The organism is Streptomyces sp. NPDC056222 (assembly GCF_042264065.1).
Taxonomy (GTDB): domain Bacteria; phylum Actinomycetota; class Actinomycetes; order Streptomycetales; family Streptomycetaceae; genus Streptomyces.
In genome coordinates this window covers 42,369-64,360 of sequence record NZ_JBHJTL010000036.1, presented here as the reverse complement: position 1 = coordinate 64,360, position 21,992 = coordinate 42,369, and the positions used below count along the sequence as shown (strand labels likewise).

Annotated in this window: 14 protein-coding genes and 2 pseudogenes; 8 read left to right on the top strand and 8 right to left on the bottom strand. The window is 69.1% G+C overall.

The genetic code is table 11. The features are described from left to right. Position 1: 1 nt before the first annotated feature. From ACFC0D_RS18955 to ACFC0D_RS18935, 5 genes are all read right to left on the bottom strand, one after another. Entirely contained in the window at positions 2-658 is a 657-nt protein-coding gene (locus ACFC0D_RS18955) for a class F sortase (protein ID WP_376436914.1), read from the bottom strand. 63 nt (positions 659-721) lie between these two features. Further along, positions 722-1,255 (bottom strand): hypothetical protein, encoded by a 534-nt coding sequence (locus tag ACFC0D_RS18950; RefSeq protein ID WP_376436911.1) that lies wholly within the window; start codon positions 1,253-1,255, stop codon positions 722-724. A gap of 122 nt (positions 1,256-1,377) precedes the next feature. Beyond that, positions 1,378-3,297, bottom strand: a complete 1,920-nt coding sequence (locus tag ACFC0D_RS18945) for a sensor histidine kinase (RefSeq protein WP_376436908.1) — start codon at positions 3,295-3,297, stop codon at positions 1,378-1,380. Further along, positions 3,284-3,994 carry a response regulator transcription factor gene (locus tag ACFC0D_RS18940; RefSeq protein WP_376436947.1) on the bottom strand — a complete coding sequence of 237 codons (711 nt, stop codon included), beginning with the start codon at positions 3,992-3,994 and terminating at the stop codon, positions 3,284-3,286. Before ACFC0D_RS18940 ends, ACFC0D_RS18945 begins: the two co-directional genes overlap by 14 nt. 75 nt (positions 3,995-4,069) lie before the next feature. Next, positions 4,070-5,608, bottom strand: a complete 1,539-nt coding sequence (locus tag ACFC0D_RS18935; RefSeq protein WP_376436905.1) for a carboxylesterase/lipase family protein — start codon at positions 5,606-5,608, stop codon at positions 4,070-4,072. Between the two features lie 256 nt (positions 5,609-5,864). Between ACFC0D_RS18935 and ACFC0D_RS18930 the strand changes: the two genes are divergently transcribed. Then, on the top strand, positions 5,865-7,130 hold the full coding sequence (locus tag ACFC0D_RS18930) for an NAD(P)/FAD-dependent oxidoreductase (RefSeq protein ID WP_376436902.1): 1,266 nt from the start codon (positions 5,865-5,867) through the stop codon (positions 7,128-7,130). Between the two features lie 487 nt (positions 7,131-7,617). Beyond that, on the top strand, positions 7,618-9,849 hold the full coding sequence (locus ACFC0D_RS18925; protein ID WP_376436899.1) for a SpoIIE family protein phosphatase: 2,232 nt from the start codon (positions 7,618-7,620) through the stop codon (positions 9,847-9,849). Positions 9,850-10,470: 621 nt separating this feature from the next. Here ACFC0D_RS18925 and ACFC0D_RS18920 read toward each other — a convergent pair. From ACFC0D_RS18920 to ACFC0D_RS18910, 3 genes and pseudogenes are all read right to left on the bottom strand, one after another. Then, positions 10,471-12,333: an RICIN domain-containing protein gene (locus ACFC0D_RS18920; protein WP_376436944.1), complete on the bottom strand. Its 1,863-nt coding sequence runs from the start codon at positions 12,331-12,333 to the stop codon at positions 10,471-10,473. A gap of 396 nt (positions 12,334-12,729) precedes the next feature. After that, the gene (locus ACFC0D_RS18915) at positions 12,730-13,089 is read right to left on the bottom strand and encodes a hypothetical protein (RefSeq protein ID WP_376436896.1); all 360 of its coding nucleotides are present in this window, start codon (positions 13,087-13,089) and stop codon (positions 12,730-12,732) included. Positions 13,090-13,149: 60 nt separating this feature from the next. After that, a pseudogene (locus tag ACFC0D_RS18910) lies at positions 13,150-13,338 on the bottom strand (CorA family divalent cation transporter); the annotation flags it as partial. A gap of 311 nt (positions 13,339-13,649) precedes the next feature. Between ACFC0D_RS18910 and ACFC0D_RS18905 the strand changes: the two are divergent. From ACFC0D_RS18905 to ACFC0D_RS18880, 6 genes and pseudogenes are all read left to right on the top strand, one after another. Then, positions 13,650-13,988: a hypothetical protein gene (locus ACFC0D_RS18905; protein ID WP_376436893.1), complete on the top strand. Its 339-nt coding sequence runs from the start codon at positions 13,650-13,652 to the stop codon at positions 13,986-13,988. A 208-nt stretch (positions 13,989-14,196) separates the two neighbouring features. Beyond that, positions 14,197-14,649: pseudogene (locus ACFC0D_RS18900) on the top strand (transposase); the annotation flags it as partial. 214 nt (positions 14,650-14,863) lie between these two features. Further along, positions 14,864-15,472: a hypothetical protein gene (locus ACFC0D_RS18895; protein ID WP_376436890.1), complete on the top strand. Its 609-nt coding sequence runs from the start codon at positions 14,864-14,866 to the stop codon at positions 15,470-15,472. Next, positions 15,466-16,881, top strand: a complete 1,416-nt coding sequence (locus tag ACFC0D_RS18890; protein ID WP_376436888.1) for a hypothetical protein — start codon at positions 15,466-15,468, stop codon at positions 16,879-16,881. Before ACFC0D_RS18895 ends, ACFC0D_RS18890 begins: the two co-directional genes overlap by 7 nt. A gap of 351 nt (positions 16,882-17,232) precedes the next feature. Then, positions 17,233-21,237 carry a CHAT domain-containing protein gene (locus ACFC0D_RS18885; protein ID WP_376436885.1) on the top strand — a complete coding sequence of 1,335 codons (4,005 nt, stop codon included), beginning with the start codon at positions 17,233-17,235 and terminating at the stop codon, positions 21,235-21,237. Next, on the top strand, positions 21,234-21,932 hold the full coding sequence (locus tag ACFC0D_RS18880) for a hypothetical protein (protein ID WP_376436882.1): 699 nt from the start codon (positions 21,234-21,236) through the stop codon (positions 21,930-21,932). The genes ACFC0D_RS18885 and ACFC0D_RS18880 overlap by 4 nt, the downstream gene beginning before the upstream one ends. The last annotated feature ends 60 nt before the right edge of the window (positions 21,933-21,992 follow it).

Here is a 21,992-nt window from a genome sequence, read left to right as displayed (position 1 = left end):
GTCAGTGTGCGACGGCGTAGACGATCAGGTTGTCCACGGGATGGCCGGCCGTGTCGAACGCGCCGTCGCACGTGATCAGGCGCAACGCGCGTTCCTTGGTGGCCCCGTAGACCTTCTCCGTGGGAAACGCGTTCTTGGCGACGGTCTCGGTGCCGGTGACCGTGAAGCGAACGGTGTCGCCGGCACTGTCGCGTACGTCCACGGCCGCGCCGACGCGAATCCGCTCGAGGTCGTGGAACACGGCTTCGCCGAAGCGGGTGTCGTTGTGGCCGATGATCACCGCGGCTCCGGGCTCTCCCGGCCGGGGGTTCCCGGTGTACCAGCCGGCTGTCATCCCCTTGTCCGCCGGTGGCACCTCGACGGTGCCGTCCTGGTTGAGGCCGAGCCTCATCAGTTCGCTGTCGATGCCGAGGGACGGGACGGACACACGGGTCGGGACCGTCCTCGTGTCGTCGGCCCGGGGCGGGTCCGGGGCGCCGGCGGGAGCGTGTGTCGCTGTCGCCGCCGGGGGTGATCCGGTGTTCGCGGTGCCGTTCGTATCGCTCCCGGCGCCGTCGGTCGCGCAGGCGCCGACGGTCGTCGTCAGGACGATGCACAGCAGCAGGGGCCGGGCACGGGTCCGCCAGATGCGGACGGGCCGGCCGGTCGTGCGGGTCATGGGGGCTCCCGGGCGGGGGAGTTGTGGTGCCGCCGCTGCCGACGGCACCACAACAAACGTCGGTCAGTCGTTGCGGTGGGCGGCGCCTCGGCGGCGCAGCATGACCGTGCCGGCACCCGCGAGGATCGCCGCGCCGGCGACCGAGCCGGCGATGGCGGTGGTGTTCTCCCCGCTCCGGTCGGCGGGGCGCTCACCGGCGGCGACACCGCCACGCGGCGCCGTCACCTCACCCGGGGTCCGGTCCGCGACGGGGCGCGGCCCGCCGTCCGCCCGCTCACCGGCGGCGACACCGCCACGCGGCGCCGTCACCTCACCCGGGGTCCGGTCCGGGGCCGGACGCGGCTCGGTGTCCACCGTGTCGCGCCCCTTCTCCGGCGAGGTCGGGGCCGGGGCGGGCTGCGGCGTGGCGGAGCGCGAGTCGGGAGTGGTGTCGGCGGCCGCCGTGGGGCGGACGGTCGAATCCGCCGGCGCCGCGGACGGACCGTCCGAGGCGAACGCGGAGGTCGAGGGCAGCAGAACCCCGCCGATCACGGCGGTGGTGAAGGCTGCGGTGCGCAGGGTGCGACTGCGTCGGGACGGGCGGCGATGGGACGGCATGGCTGTGGCTCCCCTTCGATACGGAACGGCCGGCGCCCGCGACGTGAGTCGCCCGGGCGCCCGGTGATCGCCATGCTCACGGAAACTTGTCAGAAAGCTGTCAGCAGCCTGTGGCCTTGCCGTCAGAGCTTCGCGGCCCTGCCCGCATCCTCGCGCGCGCCCGTCGGAAGGCGCAGTGTGAAGGTCGAGCCGACGCCCTCGGCCGAGGTGGCGGTGGCCGAACCGCCGTGTGCCTCGACGAGTTTGCGCACGATCGAGAGGCCCAGACCGCTGCCGCCGGTGCGCCGGTTCCGGGACCTCTCCGCACGCCAGAACCGGTCGAACACATGGGGAAGATCGTCAGCCACGATCCCGCTGCCCGTGTCGGCGACCTCCACGACGACGTCGGACACCGGCCCGTCGCCGTCACCGTCGACGCCCTCGCCATGGGCGCGCAGATCGACGCGGCCGCCGCGTGGCGTGTGCCGTACCGCGTTCGAGACCAGGTTGCCGACGGCCTGCCGCAGCCGTACGGGGTCCGCGGTCAGCGCGGGCGCGGGCCTGGGCACCGCGACACCCAGGGTGACACCGGCGCGCTCGGCCTCGGCCTGGTGCGCGGCGGCGACCTGGCCGAGGAGGTCTGCCACGTCGACCGGCTCCGGATGCAGACGCAGCGCGCCGGCGTCCGCCTGCGCGAGATCCTGCAGGTCGTCGATGATGTGCTGAAGCTGTACCGCCTCCTCCAGGAGCGAGGCGATCAGGGCGGGATCGGTGTCGGCGATACCGTCCTGAGCGGCCTCCAGCCAGCCGCGGATGTTGCTCAGTGGCGTCCGCAGTTCATGGGCGACGTCGCTGACCATCGCCTTGCGCTGCGCCTCGAGACGGGCTCGATGCTCGGCCAACTCATAGAAAGCAGCGGCCAGTTGCCCGATCTCGTTGTCGGCGTGCACCGCGATGGGAGTGGCCTCGGCGCCTTCCTTCATGCGCTGAGCCGCACCGGTCAGCGCGCGCAGCGGGCGGACGAGACGGCGTCCGGTGAGGACCGAGACGCCGATGGTGAGGGCGAGGACGAGCGCCGCCGCACCCGCGATACGGGCGGTGCTCGTCGCGGACAGGTCGAAGCCGGGGACGCTGCCTCGGTCGGGGTCGCCGATGAACAGCAACGCCGGCTGGGCGACGTACGAGCTCAGTTGCTCGCGCCGTGCCGTGTTCACGCACGCGCCGATGGCCTCGTCGGCTGCCCTGTCGAACGCACTCGGGGCGGGTGCCGGCATGGGTACGGCCACGGGGCCCGGCAGCCGGTCGCTTCGCCAGGTCAGGTCCGGGGTCAGTGTGATGCCCGGCCGGTCCTGGCGGCTCAGACAGGCGTTGGTCAGCTTGGTCAGGGCTCCGAGGGCCTTGGCCTCCGTCTCCGTGGGGGTGTCGAGGTCGGTGGTGGAGCATTCGTCCGAGACGACGCGGTCGGCGGGCATGTCGCCCGGGTCGATGCGCGGGCGCCCCGACGGACCCTCCGTCACCTCGACGTTCTGCCCGAGTCGGCCCAGGCACGCAGCGACACGATCCGCCCTGCTCCGCAGTTCACGGCGGTCCGAGGACGGCAGGCGGAAGGGGCCGACGGCCCGTGCGTCGATACGGTCCGTCGCGCTCGACCCGCTGTCCTTGGACAACGCGCTGTCCAGGGACAGCGGGTCGACCACCGCCGACGGCCGGTTGGGCAGCTGCGGGCCCGAGCTGCCGGCCGAGTCGGCGAGGGGCTCGCGGGCCTGGGTGGTGACGGCTATACGGCGCCCGAACCGGGAGGCCAGATCCTGGACCGTGCCGTCCACGCCGTCCCAGCGGGGGTGGGTCGCCGCGTACCCGAGCAGGGCGTCGTAGATGCGTGCGTCGTCGGCCAGGGCCTGCCCCTGTTCCTGCTCGAGAGCTCCCGAGGTGGTCTGGGCGGCGAGCCATGCCGTCGCGGCGACGGAGCACGCCGCGACCAGGGCGAAGACACCGAGGAAGCGCCCGAGCAGGCTCTTGCGCAGGGGCAACCGCGAGCGCGCCGCTCGGCTACGACGACGCACGCCGCGCGCCCTTCGCGGGGTCGGTCAGTTTGTAGCCGACGCCGAAGACGGTGAGCAGACGGGCCGGCGTACGCGGCTCGGGCTCGATCTTCTTGCGCAGGTTCATGATGTGCATGTCCACGGTGCGATCGCTGACGTAGCGGTCGAAGCCGTGCAGCTTCTCGAGGAGCCGTGGGCGGGTGAAGACACGGTCGGGTTCGGCGGCCATGGCGGCGATGACCTGGAACTCTCCGGGCGTGCACTCCACGGGCGTCCCGTCGACGGTCACCTCGTGCCGGTCGGCATCGACCCGCAGCGCCCCCACGGAGAGAACCCGCCCGTTGTCGACGGAGGGCGTTCCCGCCCGGCCCGTGCGACGCAGCAGCGTGCGCACGCGCGCCATCAGCTCGCGCGGGCTGTACGGCTTGGTCATGTAGTCGTCGGCGCCGAGGTCGAGCCCGAGCAGCAGGTCGTCCTCGGTGGACCGGGCGGTGAGCATGAGAACGGGCAGCTCCCGCGCTTCGCCGCGCAGAACCCGTACGACATCCAGCCCGTCGGCGCGCGGCATCATGACGTCGAGAATCAGCAGATCGGGCTCACACTCCCGCACCCGGTCCAACGCGGCCCGCCCGTCGCCCACGACGGTGACCGAGTGCCCTTCCCGCTCGAGATAGCGCCGCACCAGCTCAGCCTGCTTCTCGTCGTCCTCCGCGACCATCACATCAGCACACACGCGGCCGATCGTAGGCGACGGTGCTCCGGCGGAGGCAGTCGCGTTCCGGGCGGTCGGACGCTACCGGTCGATCAGCGGCAGTACCGGAAACGTGTGGTCCTGCCAGATCAGGCGGGAGGCCTCTTCCGGGTAGGCGGTGACGGCCGGCTGGGTGTCGAAGACCTGGACGAGTCGTCGCTCGGCGTCGTACGTCGGCCAGCCGGGGTCGCCGTGCGTGGCGAACGACGTCCACGCGGCGCGCATGCGGGCGGAGAGGGCTTCCGCCTCCGGGGCGGGTGCTTCACCGATCAGCATGGCCGGCTGGCCGCGGTCCAGGTTGCCGAGGACGAGCGGTACGTCGAGGCCGTGGCAGGCGCCGAAGGCGCCGCCCATGCCCGGGGCGTTCCAGGTCAGCTCGTAGACGTGGGTGCGGCCGCCGGCGGCCGTGTGAGCCTGGGCGAGGTGGAGCGACGGCATACGGAACAGCCAGTCGGACTGCACCAGCTCGTACAACCCGTCCGGATCCGCCGTCGGAAACGCCTCGCGGTACCGGCGCGCGCCGTCGGGGCCCGGGGCGAGGAAGCGGAGGGCGGCTGCCGCCTGTTCCTCGCTCACCTCGCCGAGCAGGCCGGTGATCGCTGTGAACAGGCGTTGCTCGTCGCGGGTGTGGCCGACGAGGAGTTCGATGTCACGACCGGCGCCGTCGGACAGGGCCTGCCACGGTGTGACGGGCAGGATGTCGCCGTCGACGACCGGTGAGAAGGGGATCGTCCTGTACGCGGGCTGCCCCCAGCGTTCCACCCACCGGTCCATCGCGGCGCCGACCGCGTCGCCCGCGGCGGGCAGCCGGTGCGGGGGAACCCCGGACAGGTCGGTCACCGTGGGCCGCAGCCCCAGTTCGGCGGCGCAGGCCGCGGTGATGTCCGAGGCGAGGTCCGGTGAGAAGAACGTGCCCTGCACGCTCTGCGCGATGGCCCGGCGGAACAATCCGGCCGCCCGGTCCATCGCCAGCAGGGCGGCGATCGATCCACCACCCGCCGACTGTCCGAAGACCGTGACCCGCTCGGGGTCGCCGCCGAAGCCCCGGATGTTGTCGCGCACCCACTCCAGAGCGGCGACCTGGTCGAGCAGCCCTCGGTTGGGCGGAGCCCCCTCGATCTGCCCGAAGCCCTCGATGCCGACGCGGTAGTTGAACGTCACCACGACGACCTCGCCGTCCCGAGCGAGTCGGCCCCCGTCGTACTCGGGGAGGCCGGACATGCCGAACACGTAGGCGCCGCCCTGGATCCAGACCATCACCGGCAGACCGGCGCCCGGGGACGGTTCGGGCGACCAGACGTTGACCGTCAGCCAGTCGTCACCCGGCGCCTCCTGCGACAGCGCGTCCATGCCGAAATGCCCTGCCTGCGGGGGCGGCGGACCGTACGAGACGGCCTCCCGCACCTCGCTCCAGCCCCGTACGGCCTGCGGCGCGGCGAATCGCAGCGGGCCGACCGGGGGCTCGGCGAACGGGATCCCCCGAAAGGCCGCCACTCCCGCCTCACGGCTACCGCGGACCACCCCGGCCACTACGCGAACTTCGGGCCGGTCCCCGGACGGCTCGGACGCGGCAACGGTCATCACGACTTCTCCCGGAGGGGTGAGCGGGCTCGCATGGAACGCGGACCCTGCGAATGATCCGCCGAGTCCGGGTGTCACGCCAATCATTTACGGATCATTCGGACCGCCGGCGCCCCACCGAGGGTGTCCGTCCGCGATCTCCGACGAGGTCGGGCGGTTTCGACCCCCGGCTCTCTACACTTCGGCATGTGCCTGACAGCAGTGGCACCGGACCACTCCCACGAACGGCACCAACCCCGAGGGGGACGATCAGCGCATGACCAAGCCTGAGAGCGCGGCAGCCGACTACGACGTCGTCATCGGCGGAGCCAGCCTCGCCGGCAGTGCCGCGGCGATCCTGCTGGCTCGACGCGGTGTCCGCGTCGCACTGCTGGAACGCCGCTCGGACCCCGACGCGTACAAGGTGCTGTGCACCCACTCCCTCACGGCCAACGCCTACCCGGTGCTGGACGAACTCGGCCTCGTCCCCGCTCTGGAGAAGGCGGGAGCCGTCCGTAACGAGGCCCGCTGGTACACCCGCTGGGGATGGATCGCGCCGAGGGCCGCGCCGGGAGGCCCCGAGCTGCCCTACGCGTACAACGTCCGGCGCAGCACCCTCGATCCGCTGATCAGGTCCCATGCGGCCCAGACCCCCGGCGTCGATCTGCTCCTCGGCCACCAGGTGACCGGGCTGATCCAGGACGCCGGGCGAACCGTGGGGGTGCGCGCGTCGACAGCACAGGGTGAGCGAGAGATCCGGGCCCGCCTGGTGGTCGGCGCCGACGGCAAGGACTCGGCCGTCGCGAAGTTCGCCGGGGTGCCGTCCCGGCAGTACGAGAACGGGCGGTTCGGCTATCTCGCGCACTTCCGCGACCTCCCCCTGCACGACGGGATCGCTCACGCCTGGTTCCTCGAACCCGACATGGCGTACGCGTTCCCGAACGACGACGGGGTGACGGTCCTCGCGGTGCTCCCGGACAAGAAGCGGCTGCCGGCCTTCCGGGAGGACCTGGAGGGCAGCTTCCTCGAGTTCGTCCGCGGCCTGCCCGACGCTCCGCCCATCGACTCCGCCGAGCGCGTGTCGAAGATCGTCGGCGCGGTCAACTACCCGCTGCACAGCCGCAAGCCGACCGCACCCGGCCTTGCGCTCATCGGCGACGCCGCCCTGACCGGCGATCCCCTCTGGGGAGTGGGATGCGGGTGGGCCCTGCAGTCCGCGCACTGGCTGGCGGAGACCGTCGCCCCGGCCGCGGCAGGCCAAGGAGACCTGGACGCATCGCTCGCGGTGTACGCCCGCAGGCACCGGCGCCGGCTGAGCGGTCACCAGTTCCTGGCCGCCGACTTCGCCAAGGCGCGTCCGTTCAACCCCATGGAGCGGCTGATGTTCTCGGCGGCGGCGCGCGACGAGTCGTTGGCGCGGCACATGCACCTGTTCGCATCCCGCCTGATCGGTCCGCTGCAATTCCTGAACCCGGTGGCGCTGGCCAAGGCCGCGGCCGTCAACATCAGGCATCGCGAGACGGCTGTGCCACCCACACGCTGAGGCGCGCCGGCGGTGGAACCAGGGGAATCGACCCGTCAGGTTCTCCTTCGCCGTTCCGGGGGCGAACGAGGTCCGGCGACGGGCGTACGGCATGGTGACCGGCGGACCGCCCTGCCCAGGGCGGTCCTGGCGTGCGAGGCACAAGGCCGAACGCGCCGTCGCCGAAACGGACTCCTGGATCGTCATCGACCGGTTCACGGTGACCGCGCTGGAGCGATGCGCGCGGGGACAACGCCTCGACCGCCCGCACGTGTCGCCGACACGGGATGCCCTGGTGACAGCGTCGGCTGCCAGGTGCCCGTGCGGGCGGCGCATGCCCCTGACGCGCGTCGTTGTGCGGTCCGCGCGCGGGAATGGGGCACGGTGAGGGCATGAGCATCATGGTCGCGGAGCGGGAGCTCGACCCCGCGGGCTTTCCCGGCTCGCCCGCGAGCAGGGGAAGACAGGGTCGGCACTTCGGCTGCGACATGGGAGGGTGACGATTTCAGTGCCTGATGACCCTCTCTTCACCTTGAACGTCCACGGCCAGGTCGTGGAGTGGAGCAAGGGAGCGGAACACCTCTTCCGCCGTCCGGTGACGGACGCCCTGGGGCGGGGCGTGTTCGACCTCCTCGGCTCCGAAGGCTCCGGACGGCCGTGGACGATCGCACCGGTCACGGAACGAGACCCCGAACGGGCGTGGGAGGTCCGGGCCGAGGACGACGACCTGTCGGGCCTGAGTGAGGCGATCCTGGACGCCGTGTTCACGCAGGCGGACATCGGCCTGCACATCCTGGACCCGCAGCTGCGGGTCCTGCGGATCAACCCGGTGGCCATGGGCGTGCGCGGCATCCCGCAGGAGAGCGTCCTCGGCCTTCCGGCGACGGAGGCGTACGCGCCGTTGGGGGTTCACCTGGACGAGTCCCTGCTGCGTGAGGTGCTCGTCACGGGGAGGCCGGTCCGCGACGTCCTGCTGAGCGGCAGGCCGTTCGCGGACCCCGAACAGGAGCACATCGTCTCGATGGCGGTCCACCGCCTGAGCGACCGGGCGGGCCGGGTTCTGGGGCTGGTGGCGACCACGGTCGACGTGACCGACCGGGAGCGCGCACAGGCCCGACTACGCCTCCTGCACAAGGCCCGGGAACGCATCGGGAGCAGTCTCGACGTGGAGCGCACAGCCGGCGAACTGGTCGACGTCGTCGTACCGGACTTCGCGGACAGCGCCGTGGTGGCGCTCACCGACGGCGTTCTGCAGGGCAGGGCGCCCGAGCTGCTGTCCCGTGACGGTGAGACGCTGCTGCGCTGCGCCGCGGCGGGCAGCTCGCACCGCGACTGCCCCGTCCCACCGGCGGGTTCGGTGCTGCTGCCCGGGCTGTTCGGCCCGCAGCTTCCCACCTCCGCCGTCATCCTGCCGCCCTCCGTGTCGCATCGCCCCGGCCCGGGAGGCACCGTCGCCACCCCGCGACTGGTCGCGCCGCTGTCGGCGCGGGGCCAGATCTTCGGGGTGGTCGCCTTCGAGCGGCGACCCGGCGGCAGAGCCTTCACCGCAGGCGACGTGGATCTGGCGGAGGGCATCACCACGCGCACCGCCGGCCATCTGGAGAACGCGCTGCGCTTCACCCGCGAACACGTCGTCATGACAGCTCTGCAGAGCTGGCCCCTCAGTCAGGAGCGTCAGACGCAGCGGGCCGCCGAGATCGCCCAACGGCACCGCTCCGCCGGCAGCGGCGCCGGCTCCTGGTTCGACACGCTGCTGCTCCCCGGCGCCCGCGTGGCGCTGGTGGTGGGGCAGGTCCAGAACCCCGGGCTGAGCACCGTCGCCACGATGAGCCGACTGCGTACCGCGGTCCACAGCCTCACCACCCTGGATCTCGACCCGCACGAACTGCTCGCACGCCTGCATTCCACGGTTCTGCGACTCGCCCGGGAACAGAGCGACGCGGAGAGGCTTCACGAGCCGACGGTCCACTGCACCTTCGCGGTCCACGACCCCGTCAGCGGACGATTCGACGTCGCCCGGGCCGGCCGGTCGCTCCTCGTGGTCGTCCGTCCGGACGGCACCGTGGACGCCGACCCCGTGGCCGAGGGACCTCTTCTCGGGGGAGAAGGCCCCCCGTTCGCCAGCGCCGGCCATGTCCTGCCGGAGGGGAGCACGATCTGCCTCGCTTCCCCCGCGCTGTCGGAGGAGGAGGGGCCCACACTCGACCGGCTGGCGGCCGCGCTCGGCCACCCGGGGCGCGGCCCGCAGGAGATGGCGGACGACGTGGAGCGGCTGCTGGCGCCCGACCGCGTGCTGCTCGTCGCCCGCACGAGGCGGCTGCCCGAGCGGGACGTGTGGGAGTGCGACGTAGCGCCCGAGTTCCAGGCCGTCGGCCGCACCAGAAGGCAGGCGGAAGCACACATGCGCGCATGGGGGCTCGCGGTCGATCCGTTCACCGCCGAACTCGTCGTGAGCGAACTGGTCACCAACGCCGTCCGCTACGCGGCCGCCCCGATCACCCTCCGCCTCATCCGGGGAGAGTCGACACTGATCTGCGAAGTCGACGACGCCGCGCTCACGGCACCTCACCTGCGCCACGCCAAGGCGGTGGACGAGGGCAGTCGCGGACTCCACATCTGTGCGACGCTCTCGGAGAGCTGGGGCGTGCGCTACGGAGAGGAAGGCAAGACGGTCTGGGCGGAACTCCGCGCACCATCCGCCGAAACGACGGCATCCTCGTCGCCGGACGGGACGGTGTGAGCTGCGGGTGACACCAGCCTCGCGCTTGCACGAGATGGACTGCCCGATGGTTGATCAAGAACGCGGAAGATGCCCCTGACCTGCAACGGTAGGACTTGTTGAGGGGCCTGTCGGCTGCGAAGAAAGAAGCACTTCCCAGGTGAGGAAGCGATCGGTCCTACCCTCGTGTCCGCTCGACGGCGAAGGTCGTGGGCGGGCTGCTCCCGCAACGGCTCCTCCTCCACCGTGATCAGGGCATGCCCTCAGCCCGTATATTCCGTGGCCGCGGAGCGGCCGCCACTTTCGACCCGGACGGCCACGTACGTGTACGCCGATGACGAGGGCCGTGTGTTGGCTACCGGCGCCGGGGCGGTAGCCCCCGCATTCGCTTGACCTGCGACTCCCGCCGGCCTCTGCGGGCCGCCCGCGACGCCACGGTGACCGAATTCGCCGTGCGGCTGGTCCTCCTCGCACTCGGTGTCGCGGTCGGGCTCTACTACGGCGTGGGCCTGGTCTTCGGGCTGCTTGGTTCTGCAGCCGCGGTCACGGTCCGCGCGGCCGCTGCGTCGGCCCCGGGGCGAGAGGCGGGCGGGGCCCGGCGGTGTGCGCCGGGCCCCGCTGTGTGGCGTTGTGGAGGTTCGGTCAGCTGGTCAGGGAGAACTTCTGGGCGTTGGAGGTGTCGCAGGGCTGCTGGGCCAAGCGGGCGCCGTTGGCGGTGGAGCCGCTGTTGATCGCGAGGCACTTGCCGCTGTGGCGGGCGACGAAGCGGTACTGGCCGTTGGTGCCTACGGGCTCGGGGCGCCACTGCTGGTTGGTGCCGGCGAGGTAGGTCCACAGGTGGACCTTGGTGCCGTCGGCCGTTGCGCCGGGGCCGCCGTCGACGTCCCAGACGCGGTTGTTGAACTGGTTGACGACCTGGTAGTAGCCGTCGCTGGTAGGACGGAGCTGCCACTTCTGGATGATGTCGGTGCCGCAGGCCCACTGCTGCAGGGCGGTGCCGTCACCGGTGCCCCAGTCGGCGGCGTCCAGGCAGGCGTTGCTGCCGGCGTTGACGACGCGGTACCAGGCGGCGGGGTCGATGGGGCCGTTCGGGTCGGGGTTGGTGGTGCCGCCGGTCCAGGTGACGGTCGCGATGGCGCCGGCCGGGAGGGTGTAGGCGAGGGTCTTGCCGCCTTCGGTCAGCGAGAACTGCTGGGAGCTGGTGGCGGTGTTGACGACGAAGGCGGCGAAGGAGCTGTCGGGGTTCTGGAAGGTGACGTTCTGCACGCCGCCGGCGCCCTGGCTGGTGGAGCCGACGCGGGTGGCTCCGGGCTTGATGAACTTGGTGACGTGGCCCAGCACGTAGTACTCGGCGCCGCGGGTGACGTTGCCGTTGGCGATCTCGACGACGCCGTTGCACTTGGTGGTGCAGTGGCCCTGGTGGGGGCCGCCGTTCTGGTCGAGGGCGATGTTCCAGTTGACGACGGTCTCGCCGCCGTTGCGCATGTTCTGCACGACGAGGTTCTCGGAGTGCCACTGCAGGGTGTCGGCGAAGGTGTTGGCGGTGTCCGTGCCGGAGCACTCGGTGAAGAAGACGCGCTTGCCGGCGTTGACGACCTGCTGCTGCGCGGAGGGGGCTCCGCCGTAGCAGTGGAACGCCGCGCCGATGACGCGCTGGATGCCCTGGGTGGAGTTGAAGACGTCGACCGGGTAGTTCGGGTGATCCCAGTTGTGGTCGTACGCCAGGATGTTGGTGGGGAGCCCGTTGGCGGTCAGGGTCTGGTCGAGGACCTTCAGGAACGCGGCCTGCTCGGACGATGTCATCGACATCGACGGGTAGGTGGTGGGGAACTCGGGCTCGTTCTGGACGGTGAGGTCGCTGAGGTTGATGCCCTGCTGCCCGTACGCCTTGATCGCCTTGACCAGGTAGTCGGCGTACGCCTGGTAGTGGTCGGTCTTGAGGCTGCCGCCGTTGAGCGAGTTGCCGGTCTTCATCCACGCCGGGGGCGACCAGGGCGTGCCCATGAACCGGATCGCGGGGTTGTGGGCGGTCGCCTGCTTGATGACCGGGATGATCTGCTGCTGGTCGCGGGCGATGGAGAAGGAGCCCGCGGTGTCCTCGTAGGTGTAGAAGCCGCCGGAGTTGAAGTCGGTGGAGCCGATCGGCTGGCGCAGGTAGTTCAGCCCGATGCCCTCGGTGGTGGAGAACAGCGACTTCATCAGGTCGGCGCGCTTGTCGGCGGGCAGGCTCTGGATGAGGTGGGCGGAGGCTTCGGTGATCGAGGCGCCGGCGCCGGTGAACTTCTGGCCCTTGCTGTTGGTGTCGACGCGGATGTCGATGGGCTGCACGGAGCTGTTGAAGGGGACGGTCTCGGCTGCCAGTTTCCTGGACCCGTCGGCGGTGGTGACCCAGACCTGGGCGGTGGGGTCGGCGGCCTGAGCGGTGCCGGTGCCGGCGGCGGCGAGGCAGGAGACGGCGAGTATCAGGGCTGCGCCTGCGGCGCGGGCTCTGGTGGTCGTTCGGATGGACACGGTGCGGCTCTCCTTCGGTGGGGGTGACCTGGTACGAGGTGTGGTGCACCGGCCTGCCCCGATGGCTCATCGGGGCCCTGACGGGGAAGGCCGGGTCTCGCAGGGGTGGTGCACCCGGTCCGCCGGGGCGGGCACGTCGGTGCCCGCAGGGCGGACCGGAGATCGAAGGGGTGGTGCACCCGGTCCGCCGCAGCGGGCACATCCCTGCGCGCTGAGGCAGACCGGTGATCGAAGGCTTCAAGCACCCGCGTAGTCCGTCGCGGCCGGGTGAAGGTTGCGGCGATGGATGGCCCGGTGGGGCTCGCTGGCGTTGCCGGCAGGACGCGCCGCCTGTTGTGCGACGCGGTCCTCGGCGGGTGCGGGGCCGGGGTCTGGTGAGACCGGAGGCGGCTACTTCAGGCCGGTGGTGGCGATGCCGGCGATGAAGTGGCGCTGGAAGAGGAGGAAGACGACCAGGACGGGGATCAGGACGACGGCGGCGCCGGCGAGGAGGACTCCGTAGCGGGTGAAGTCCTGGCCGCTGCTGACGAGGGCGAGGCCGACGGGCAGCGTGTATTGGTCTTCGTTCTGGGCGACGACCAGGGGCCACAGGAAGTTGTTCCAGGACCCGAGGAATTGCAGTTCAGCCGGGGTTCGGAAGAGGGGGCTCCCAGAGCCGGGGGCCCGCCCCGACGAGCAGAACCCCTGACCGGAGCCGTGGAACCCGGCGCCCACCCGACGCGACAGCCGGGCCACCAACCTGTCGATCACCGCCCGACAAACCGAAACGGGCCGCCGGAAGATCCGACGACCCGTCACGAAAGATCGAGGTTAGAGCCAGTCGCGCTTCTTGAAGATCACGTACAGGCTCGTGCACACCACCGCCATCAGCACCATCGCGAACGGATACCCGCCCGCCCAGTGCAGCTCCGGCATGTTGTCGAAGTTCATGCCGTAGATCGTGCCGACCAGGGTGGGGGCGAAGAGGATGGCGGCCCGCGAGGAGATTTTCTTGAAGTTGTCCACCTGCTGGCGCTGACCTGCATCGATGCGACTGTGCCCGCCCTGACCTGCGCGGACAAGTCTTTCAGCGTCTTTCGGGATCGTGCTGCGTTACGCGGTCGATTCTCCTGCCGGTCGGGACGACATAAGTTCCCGCGTGGCTTTCGATAAGCACTATTGATCGGAATTTCTCCGAAATCGCTGGGCGGGTCAATGTGCTCATGGTTGACTGCTGAGCGGAAACTCGACGAACCGAGGAAAGGGAACAGTAAATGTTTTCCAGGAGATGGATTGCCCGAGCAGTGGCAATATGTGCGCCAGTGGCCTTCATGGCTGGCCTCTCCAATCCTGCGCACGCAACTGGTGATGACAAGGTCAACCTCGTCATCGACGGTCGCACCGTCGGAAGCATCGCCTACAAGGACAATGGCGACAAGTTCACTCTTTGCGACACCTATGCCGACGGCTACGGCGTCCAGGCTCGTATCCACATGTACTATTACGCCTTCAATGACTGGGTTAAGGAAAGGGAGTGGAACAAGGGCGGCGCAGGTACCTGCACGACCATCAGTTATGACGTGCGGAACAACCAGCGGTACTGGGTCACAGTCACGCGGAATGGCAACTCTAAAATCGCGAGCTTCCAAGTCTATGGTTCGGGTGAATAGCCGCTGACGGCATCTCGCCAAAGGGGCCCCCATTCAATGATTGAATGGGGGCTGTCGGCGTACGGTCTCGACAGTCCTCCACTCCTCAGCGCATCCCAGCGATCTTCACCAGGGTCGGAAGACACCGGTACGTGCGTGCACCGGATAGTAGGCAACCTCCGCCGGGTCGGCGATGGATGCTTCGTTCGACTGGTGCTCGTGCCGCCATAGGCGGGAAGCGGCCCCGACCTGGAAGAAGACCTGCGGCCACCACCCGCTGACGGGGTTCGTCGACCACGGCCCTGGAGGAAACGGCGAACCGGTCGCCGCCTTCTGCGCCCCGGCAACGCGGGCTCGAACACGGCCGCCGACCACGTCGCCGTCACCCGCCTCGCCCTGGCCCAACTGCCCAAGAAGTACGGGAGGGGCCGGCGGACTCTGATCCGCTGTGATCCCCGCGGGCGGAACCCATGAGCTCGTGGACTGGCTCGCCCAGCGCGGGCGGTGGCTGTCCTGCTCGGTCGGCATGGTGATCACCGAGGCCATCCACCAGTAGGTTCTCCAGGACCCGGCCTCGACCTGGACCGCGGCCGTCGAGCCGGACGGCGAGGTCCGTGACGGGGCCGGGGTCGCCGAACTCGCCGGGGACCTGCTCGACGGCTGGCCACAGGACATGCACGTCCGGCTCGACTTCTACAGCCAGTCCCGCCCCTTGAAGATGAAGTACAGGCTCGTGCACACGCCTGCCATCAGCAGAATTGCAGGGAGGTAGAGGCATGGTTCGAGTGCACCGCTCCGCTGCGCACAGTACGCAGGGGGCGCCCGTCGCAAGCCGGTGAGCGGCTGGCCGGTTTCAACCACTTGAAGCGGAAACTTGGCTGAGGCACCCTTTTCCGGTGCCAGGTGAAGAAGCGCACCTTGTAGGTGCAGAGGCTGTCCAGCGGGCGAAGAGATGGCTTGAGGGCACCATGCGCGTGGCCCAGTCGTACACCAATACGGACGGCGCTTGGGCGAAGAAGCTCACCCTCCACTGGCCGCACGGCAATGAGAAGCAGTTCTCCTACGACCTCGGCGGGGTCATGCGTGGCGGAGACTGGGATGGCCAGATGTTCTGCGCCGAGGTCAAGTGGCGCCGGAACTCGAGTGATCAAGGTACGGAGTACAAGAGCTTTCTGGCCAAGTGCTATGTCGCGCTCAGCAAGGACTACATGCTCGGCGATCACTACATGTGGATCAGCTGGGCGCCGTTCCGTGCACGCGATTGGGATGTGCTCACGGCACCGGACACGATCCGGGAAGCCGTTCTCGCCGAGGCGGCTCGTGCTTTAGGCACGGAAGATCTAGACGAGGCCAGGGAACTGATCAAGGACGAGATCGTCGATGAGCTGTCGGCGCGGCTCTGGATCGTGGTCATGTCGGAGAAGCAGGAGAAGCTCGTTCCGATTGACGACTGGCGTGGAGTCGTCGCCCGTTTCTATAACAGCGAGGGGAAGACGTCATGGTGACACCGGTCGCACCCGAGATCGATCGCGCGCTCGACCACCCTGACCCCCGTGAGGCCGTCGAACGGGTCAAGGATGTGGTGCAGCGCCGGCTGCTTACAGTGCATCCCTCAGCCGAGATTGTCCGAACCCCCTTTTTCAACCACACCTACGTTCCCGACCTGTTGATGACGTGGAAGAACGGCCGCGGTGCGGCTGAACGGCGCGTCTATCTCCGCACTTCATCCGATCCGATTCTCCTCGCCAACGACGTGTTGCTGCTCGAACGAGAGCAACAACCGCTCGTCGTGCCGCTGGGACAGGTCGGGCAAGGTCCTTCGTGGACCCGACTGGACGACATCGCGGGGGAGCGACAGACGCTCGTTCTGGACCCCTTCGGACTCGGGGCCCTGCCTCCCCTCTCGATGACCCGCTCGCCGGTCGCACTGGCTTCCGAAGCGATCGTCGAAGGCGGCCGCGGGATTCTGAGACAGGACCAAGTGGAACAGTTCCTCGCCTCGGTGGACCTGGGAGTCGGTGCGGCCCGCGAGGGCCGGGAGGCCCCGACGCGTGCCGCCCTCACCACGCTCAGCCGTCGCACGACCCCGGGCGTGGCGCGTCGGCTTGCCACTTTCATGGCCGCGATGTGGCAAGGCAGTGGTCGATCGATGACGGACTTCCCCGGCAACGTGCCGCTGCGCTCGTCCCTTGACGCCACCTCTTTGAACCTGCTGTTGTCCTCGGAGGCGATCGAGGACGAAGACTTCTGGCGGCGTATCCAGCCGCTCGTGGACATCAAGCCGCTGCTCGACAGCGGCATCACGGACACCGAGAACCTGCAACACCTCATGCGTAGCGCTGTCGGTGTCTGGAAGGCCCATGTCTGCATGGTCGTCGAAGGGCGCGGCGCGGGCGGCAGTTGGCGTTGGGTGGTGGACCGAGGGCGACTAGCCCTGCAGGGGCCGGATTTCGTCGCGCACATCGCAGGCAGCCGCAAGGACCTGGAATTCCCCGAGGAACGTGAAGTTCCGTTGTTGGCGGAGGTACGTGAGCGGGCGAACAGACACGGCATCACGCTCACGTCGATTCGCATGATGACGCCGAACCGGAGTATCGGATACGACTCGCCTGGCGAAGATGTCACCAACGATCCACAGCTGGACGGCATCAGTGCGGCGCTGGGGCAGGAGGAGGGCGTCGTCGAGGCTCTGGCCGTGACACCCGGGGGGTACGCCTTGAGGTGTAACTTTTCCACGCAGACTGCCGGCCCGCCCGGCGCTCGGGCATTGCTCGTCTACGCCGATCTCTTGGGAACGGCGCTCCGTCTTCTGCGGCCTTTCGGCGAGGAGGACGCGGTCGTGCTGCGCGCCCTGCTGGGCGGAGGCCCAGTGCCGCCGACGCAGTGGTCGCAGCCGATCCTGCCAGAGGCGTGAGCAGAGGACAGCTGGGAGACCGGTTTCTGACGGCCGGTGGTCTGCGTTCCGGATTACGCCCTTGCATCGCCGATGAGCTCTCCGTCTGCATTGCGAGCGACGCCGGGCTCCTGGACTGATCCACGAGAGCGTGAGTGCGTCGCAACGGAGCATGTCACCCGGGCGAGGCCCGCTTCCGCAGGTGTGCACCTTTGTCGGAGGAGTGGGAGTGAGCGATAGCAGATTGCACGCCGCGAACAGCGCTGTTGGCCTACCCTCAACACTTGGGAGGTCACGGGATTGCAGGCGACACTTCTCAGAGAGCTGAGCGACAGAATCCTGGCGTTCCGCAACGGGGAGGCTCCGGGGGCTGTGCTCGACGAGGCGGGGATGACGTGCGCCTCGGAACTCATGGCGATGGTCAGCGAAAAGCTGGACGAGCTCCGAGAGGTGGACAGCGAGATCTTGCACACGGTCGCCGCGTACTACTGGGCACGATCCGTTGCTCAGAGCGAAGCCGTGCTGTCGGCCGCAGACCTCAGGACGGCGATGCTTGTCTTCGGCATGCTGTATCTGGTCGATCACCGTCGTGTGCCTCGGGAATTATGGTCCCGGCTCACGGAGGAGACTGGCCACGACCCGTGGCAAGACCCCGTGGACCACGCGAGCGACCTCGTGCTGGATGTCGAGGAGGGCGGTGATCCGGCGCTGCTCGACGAGGCGATCGCCCTGTTGCGGGGCTCCGCCCCTAGTCCGTACCGCGACACCACGCTCGGTCTCGCGCTCTGCCGGAGCGCTCTGGTCTCCGGTCGCCTGGACGATGCGGACTCGGGGATCCGGTTGCTCACTCACGTAGCTGCCCTGCCGGAGGACTCACAGGCCCGTCGGTCGCGTCGACAACTCACTCTTGCCGAGGCGTACACCCGCCGCTTCGTCGTCTCGGCCGACCTCGCCGACCTCGCCGCGGCGGAATGCGCGGCACGCTCAGTGTTCGCCGAAGCCCCGGAGGGATCGTCCGAGCAGGCGGATTCAGCGGGGACCATCGGTCTTTGTCTGGCCCGCATGGCCGAGGCGACTCTGTTCCCGGACGGCATCGCCGGGCTTCAGGAGGCCGTCTCATGGCTGCGGCTGGGAGTGGATCTCCGGACGGCCGCGGGACGGGAGCCCGACCATGCGAATCTACGCAAGGCGATGGGACTGCTTCTCGAACGCACGGCTCGGGATTTCGCTGAAGAGCCTGGGCAGGAAGGGGAGGAGGAGCGAGAGGAGGCACTCCCGGAAGTCGGGGTGTCGTCTGCCTCGTTGGACAGTACGGGCCAGGCGCGGTACCTCGCCGAACTCGGCTCGAAGACCATCTCCCGGATCGTGTCGGAGGCCGAAGCCATCCGTCAGGTCATCGACCCGGCCTTCGTGCTCTCGGAGGATGCGGTCGCCTCCGTCGTGGCAGGTGCCTTGCGCCTCGTCGAATCCGGAACGCCGCAGGACGCGGTACCTGTGCTCACTCTCGTGCTGGAGGCCGCATCCGTCCGTTGGGGGAGGGGGGTCGGGGGCGCCTGGTGGTGGGCGGCCGACGCCTATGTCGAGGCCGCGCGGCTAAGTCTGGTCGAGCGCCCCGACGGACAGTTGTTCCGACGTGCGCATGATGCCGTGCGAGCCCAGATCGACGCATTGCGCGGAGTCGCCGGGGCAGCGGGCACCGACGAACTCGCCCAAACTCTCTTCGCCGCCGGACTGCTGCATCTCAGCCCGTACCTCGGCGAAGCGGCAGGGTGGGACTTCACCAGCGCACTGAGCATCCGGGAGGAACGCCAAAGGCGACATCAATCTCTCCACCCGGACGATCCCGCCCACACCGCAGTCCCGGACATGCCTCCGCCGCCTGACGCGGCTGCGGCCGCTGTCGCGTACCTCCGCGAATCCGCCGACTTGTCGACGGGACACGAGCGGGGGCGGGTGCTGAAGGCTCTGACCGAGGCGCTCTCCTTCCTTGCCGGGATGCGGAGCGAGTCGTACGACCGCGAGATCCTCATCGCCGCCCGGGAGGCGTTCGACGTCATCGATCCGCGTCGCGACCCGTTGGCCCACCTCTACCTCTTACGGATTCTGTACCGGTTCGGCGAACTGACCCTGCCTGACGACCTTGCCGCGATGCTGCCCGTGCCTCTCGCCGTGATCAGGCAACGGCAAGGGCTCCATGAGGCCTCTTGCGTCTTCGCGGAGGCGCTCACCCTTGCGACGGAAGCTCATCGCCTCGATCTTCAGGCCCGTCTGCTGAGGGCGGCCGACCGTGAGCTGTCGTATCTGTCCATGGACTCCCACCGCCGGCTGCGCTGGTTGAGCGAGGTGCACTGCCTTGCCGATGACCGTCTGATCTGTGCACCAGAGCAGACGCAGGTGGGCCAGCTCGCCGACCACGTGCGCTCCTCCGCGGAGGCGGAGGGCTGGCCCGCCGAGCAGCGAGCGGCGACGCTTCTTCACCTTGCGGCACACGCGGATCCGGAACAGCAGGGTGACGTCGGACGTGACCTCATCAACGAGGCGCGACAGGTGTCACCCTCCCTCTTTCGACGCCATGTCGATGCGATCACCTACCTTGATGCCGCACTCGCTCACGACATGGGAGTGCACGCTCAGAAACAAGAGCAGCTGGGCACCGCCGCGGCTCTCTTCGCCTCCGCAGCCTTCGGCTTCGCGCTGTGTCGACAGACTGACCTCGCTCTCGCAGCCCTCGACGCGGGCTTGGGATGCGCCTCCACCTCCGAGGGACCCGAAGCCGAACGATCCGCGATCGCGCTGATCCCGGCGTCCGTGTTCCTGCGTCAGGTTCCGGACGAGGCCGTGGACTGGAAGCTGCACAACCTCTACCAGTCGCTGGCCTTCAGTGCGAGCGGCCCTACCATCAACCTTTCGGTGATGGCCGGCATTCATCAAGCTGCCAAGGGGATGGACTTCACACTCTCGGTGGGGCGCCCGGGTGCCCTTGAGTTCTCCGCCCGCCTGGACGGAGTCCTGGCCCGTGCACGCATTGCCGAGGCAGGTCTTCCCGGACCGCTGCCCGACTTCGACCTACCCGGTGGAGCCGAGACCGCCATGCTCTATCACCTGGGTTCAGGTGAGGCCGAACCGGACCACGACGCCGAGACCGAAGTGCGTAACCTGCAGCGCGCCGCCGATCGCTGGATCAGTGGGGAACTCCGCTTGGTGCGGGGCTCGACGTGGTTCCCGCTTCTTCAGGTCGACGAGATCCAGAAGCTTCTTCCTCCGGACACCGTGCTGCTCTCGTTCTTCCTGGGGCAGGTCGCCCACTCGGACTCAGCGAACCCCGTCATGGCCCTGCATGGGATGGCGGTGACGAACGAGGAGCTGTTCCACCGGACCATGGCCTTCCCGATGTACGAAGGTGCCCTGGTCCGAGTGTTCAAAGCCGGTCACACGCTCACCGTCTCGCCTGCCGCAATCGAGATTGCGCAGCTGCGCCAGGAAATCACCGCCGACCCCCTGCACCGTGAGGTGTCGCGCACCGCCGCCCAGTTGCTGACCAACGACTCCCGCTCCTATCTCGCCGGCTTTACTGATGCTCTGCCTTCATGGCTCACCCAGGGCAAGTCGCATCTCTGCGTCTGGCCCAACGGGCCCTTGCATTACCTTCCCTTTCACTTGCTGTCCGCAGATGCCCGCCTCCTCGCCGACGACTGGACCGTGACCCAGGTATCCAGCCTTGCCTTCCTCGGTCGCCCCGCATCGTCCCCCTCCCCTCAGCGGGGGCTTGCCGCCTTCGCATTCGACAGTGGAGGGACGAACACACTGGAGGCCCACACCGCACGGATTGCTGCCGCGATGGGCGGCACAACCCCGGTGCTGGGGGCTGATGCCACTCCTCGCCGCTTCCTGGAGGCACTGCCCGAAGCCCGCTACATCCATGTGGCGGCACATGGTTCACACAACGAGTGGGCACCCTGGCACCAATGCCTGTTCCTGTCACCGGACCCGGAACGGGGTGACGACGGCCGGGTCTTCGCCCATGACATCCTCAGGGTCGATCTGCGTGGCGTCGAACTCGTCACGATGAGTGCATGCGAGTCAGCCCTCGGCAGATTCGACATCAACGACAATTTGCACGGCCTGCCTGCCGCCTTCCTTCAAGCCGGCGCTGCCGCCATCGTCGGCTGCCTGTGGCCTGTGTCCCCTGACGTGGCCACCACGTTCTTCGGAACCCTGTACGAACAGCTCGCTCTCTCCGGGGACCGGCGTACCGCGTTCCGGACAGCCCAGTCCACGACGCGTTCCTGCTACCCGGCCTTTCGGGACTGGGGCGCGTTCTGCTTCATCGGGGACTGGCGCAGCGCCACCCATCACCCACAGGAAGCCACCGAATGACCTCTCTCGACCGGCTGACGGCAAAGGCAGCGACCTCCTACGACCTCACGCTCGTTCCAACCCTCCTCCTGCAGACACCGACCCCTCAGCCCCCGCTGACAGGGCGGATCTCGCTGGGTGCACCGGTCGTGCGCCCGCTGACCGGCATGCAGGCTGCCGAAGGGGATGGCGATTGGGGGGATTTCCTGGAGTCGCAGTCCGCCCAGTACGACTACCTGCTCCTTAGTCTCGTCTGCTCTTTCCGCCCTTCGCCGGAGGGAGCTCCGTTTACGAACGCGGGCATCGGCGTCCGGTTGGAGGCCCCGGGCCAGCCAGCCGAACGACAGCCCATCGCGTGGTCCATCTCTCCGAAAAAGCGGGCCGTCCCCGTCGTGCCCTCCGGTTCGCTGACGCTGACCGCCAATCTCATGCTCGTCGACGCAGGTGTGGAGTTCACGCCGTACCAGGGCGGACGCGAGGAGCTGTTCGTGGTCGGCATGGGTGAACGCGACAGCGATCCCGAGTGGAGGTTTGCCGCCACCCCGGACACGCACCTGGTCGGCGACGAATCGCTCGCCCTGATCATCCGGACCCCAGTCGGTGTGCCGACGCAGGCCCACATCACGGTGGCCGCGACCGTCAAAAAGCGCCGTCTCGGCCTGATCCCGTACCGAGCTGAGCTCCCCCCTGCCCTGCGGACCGTCGACCTTCAGTGACGAAACGAGCCTCCTCAAGGAGGGTCTTCCAGGGGCGGCCCTCGGCAGGAGCGGAATCCG

What these genes read in the sequence shown, in the direction of transcription:
- ACFC0D_RS18940 (WP_376436947.1), bottom strand. Translation starts at nt 3,994, where the DNA reads ATGGTCGCGGAGGACGACGAGAAGCAGGCTGAGCTGGTGCGGCGCTAT.
- ACFC0D_RS18935 (WP_376436905.1), bottom strand. Translation starts at nt 5,608, where the DNA reads ATGACCGTTGCCGCGTCCGAGCCGTCCGGGGACCGGCCCGAAGTTCGC.
- ACFC0D_RS18955 (WP_376436914.1), bottom strand. Translation starts at nt 658, where the DNA reads ATGACCCGCACGACCGGCCGGCCCGTCCGCATCTGGCGGACCCGTGCC.
- ACFC0D_RS18890 (WP_376436888.1), top strand. Translation starts at nt 15,466, where the DNA reads ATGGTGACACCGGTCGCACCCGAGATCGATCGCGCGCTCGACCACCCT.
- ACFC0D_RS18930 (WP_376436902.1), top strand. Translation starts at nt 5,865, where the DNA reads ATGACCAAGCCTGAGAGCGCGGCAGCCGACTACGACGTCGTCATCGGC.
- ACFC0D_RS18905 (WP_376436893.1), top strand. Translation starts at nt 13,650, where the DNA reads ATGGCTGGCCTCTCCAATCCTGCGCACGCAACTGGTGATGACAAGGTC.
- ACFC0D_RS18880 (WP_376436882.1), top strand. Translation starts at nt 21,234, where the DNA reads ATGACCTCTCTCGACCGGCTGACGGCAAAGGCAGCGACCTCCTACGAC.
- ACFC0D_RS18950 (WP_376436911.1), bottom strand. Translation starts at nt 1,255, where the DNA reads ATGCCGTCCCATCGCCGCCCGTCCCGACGCAGTCGCACCCTGCGCACC.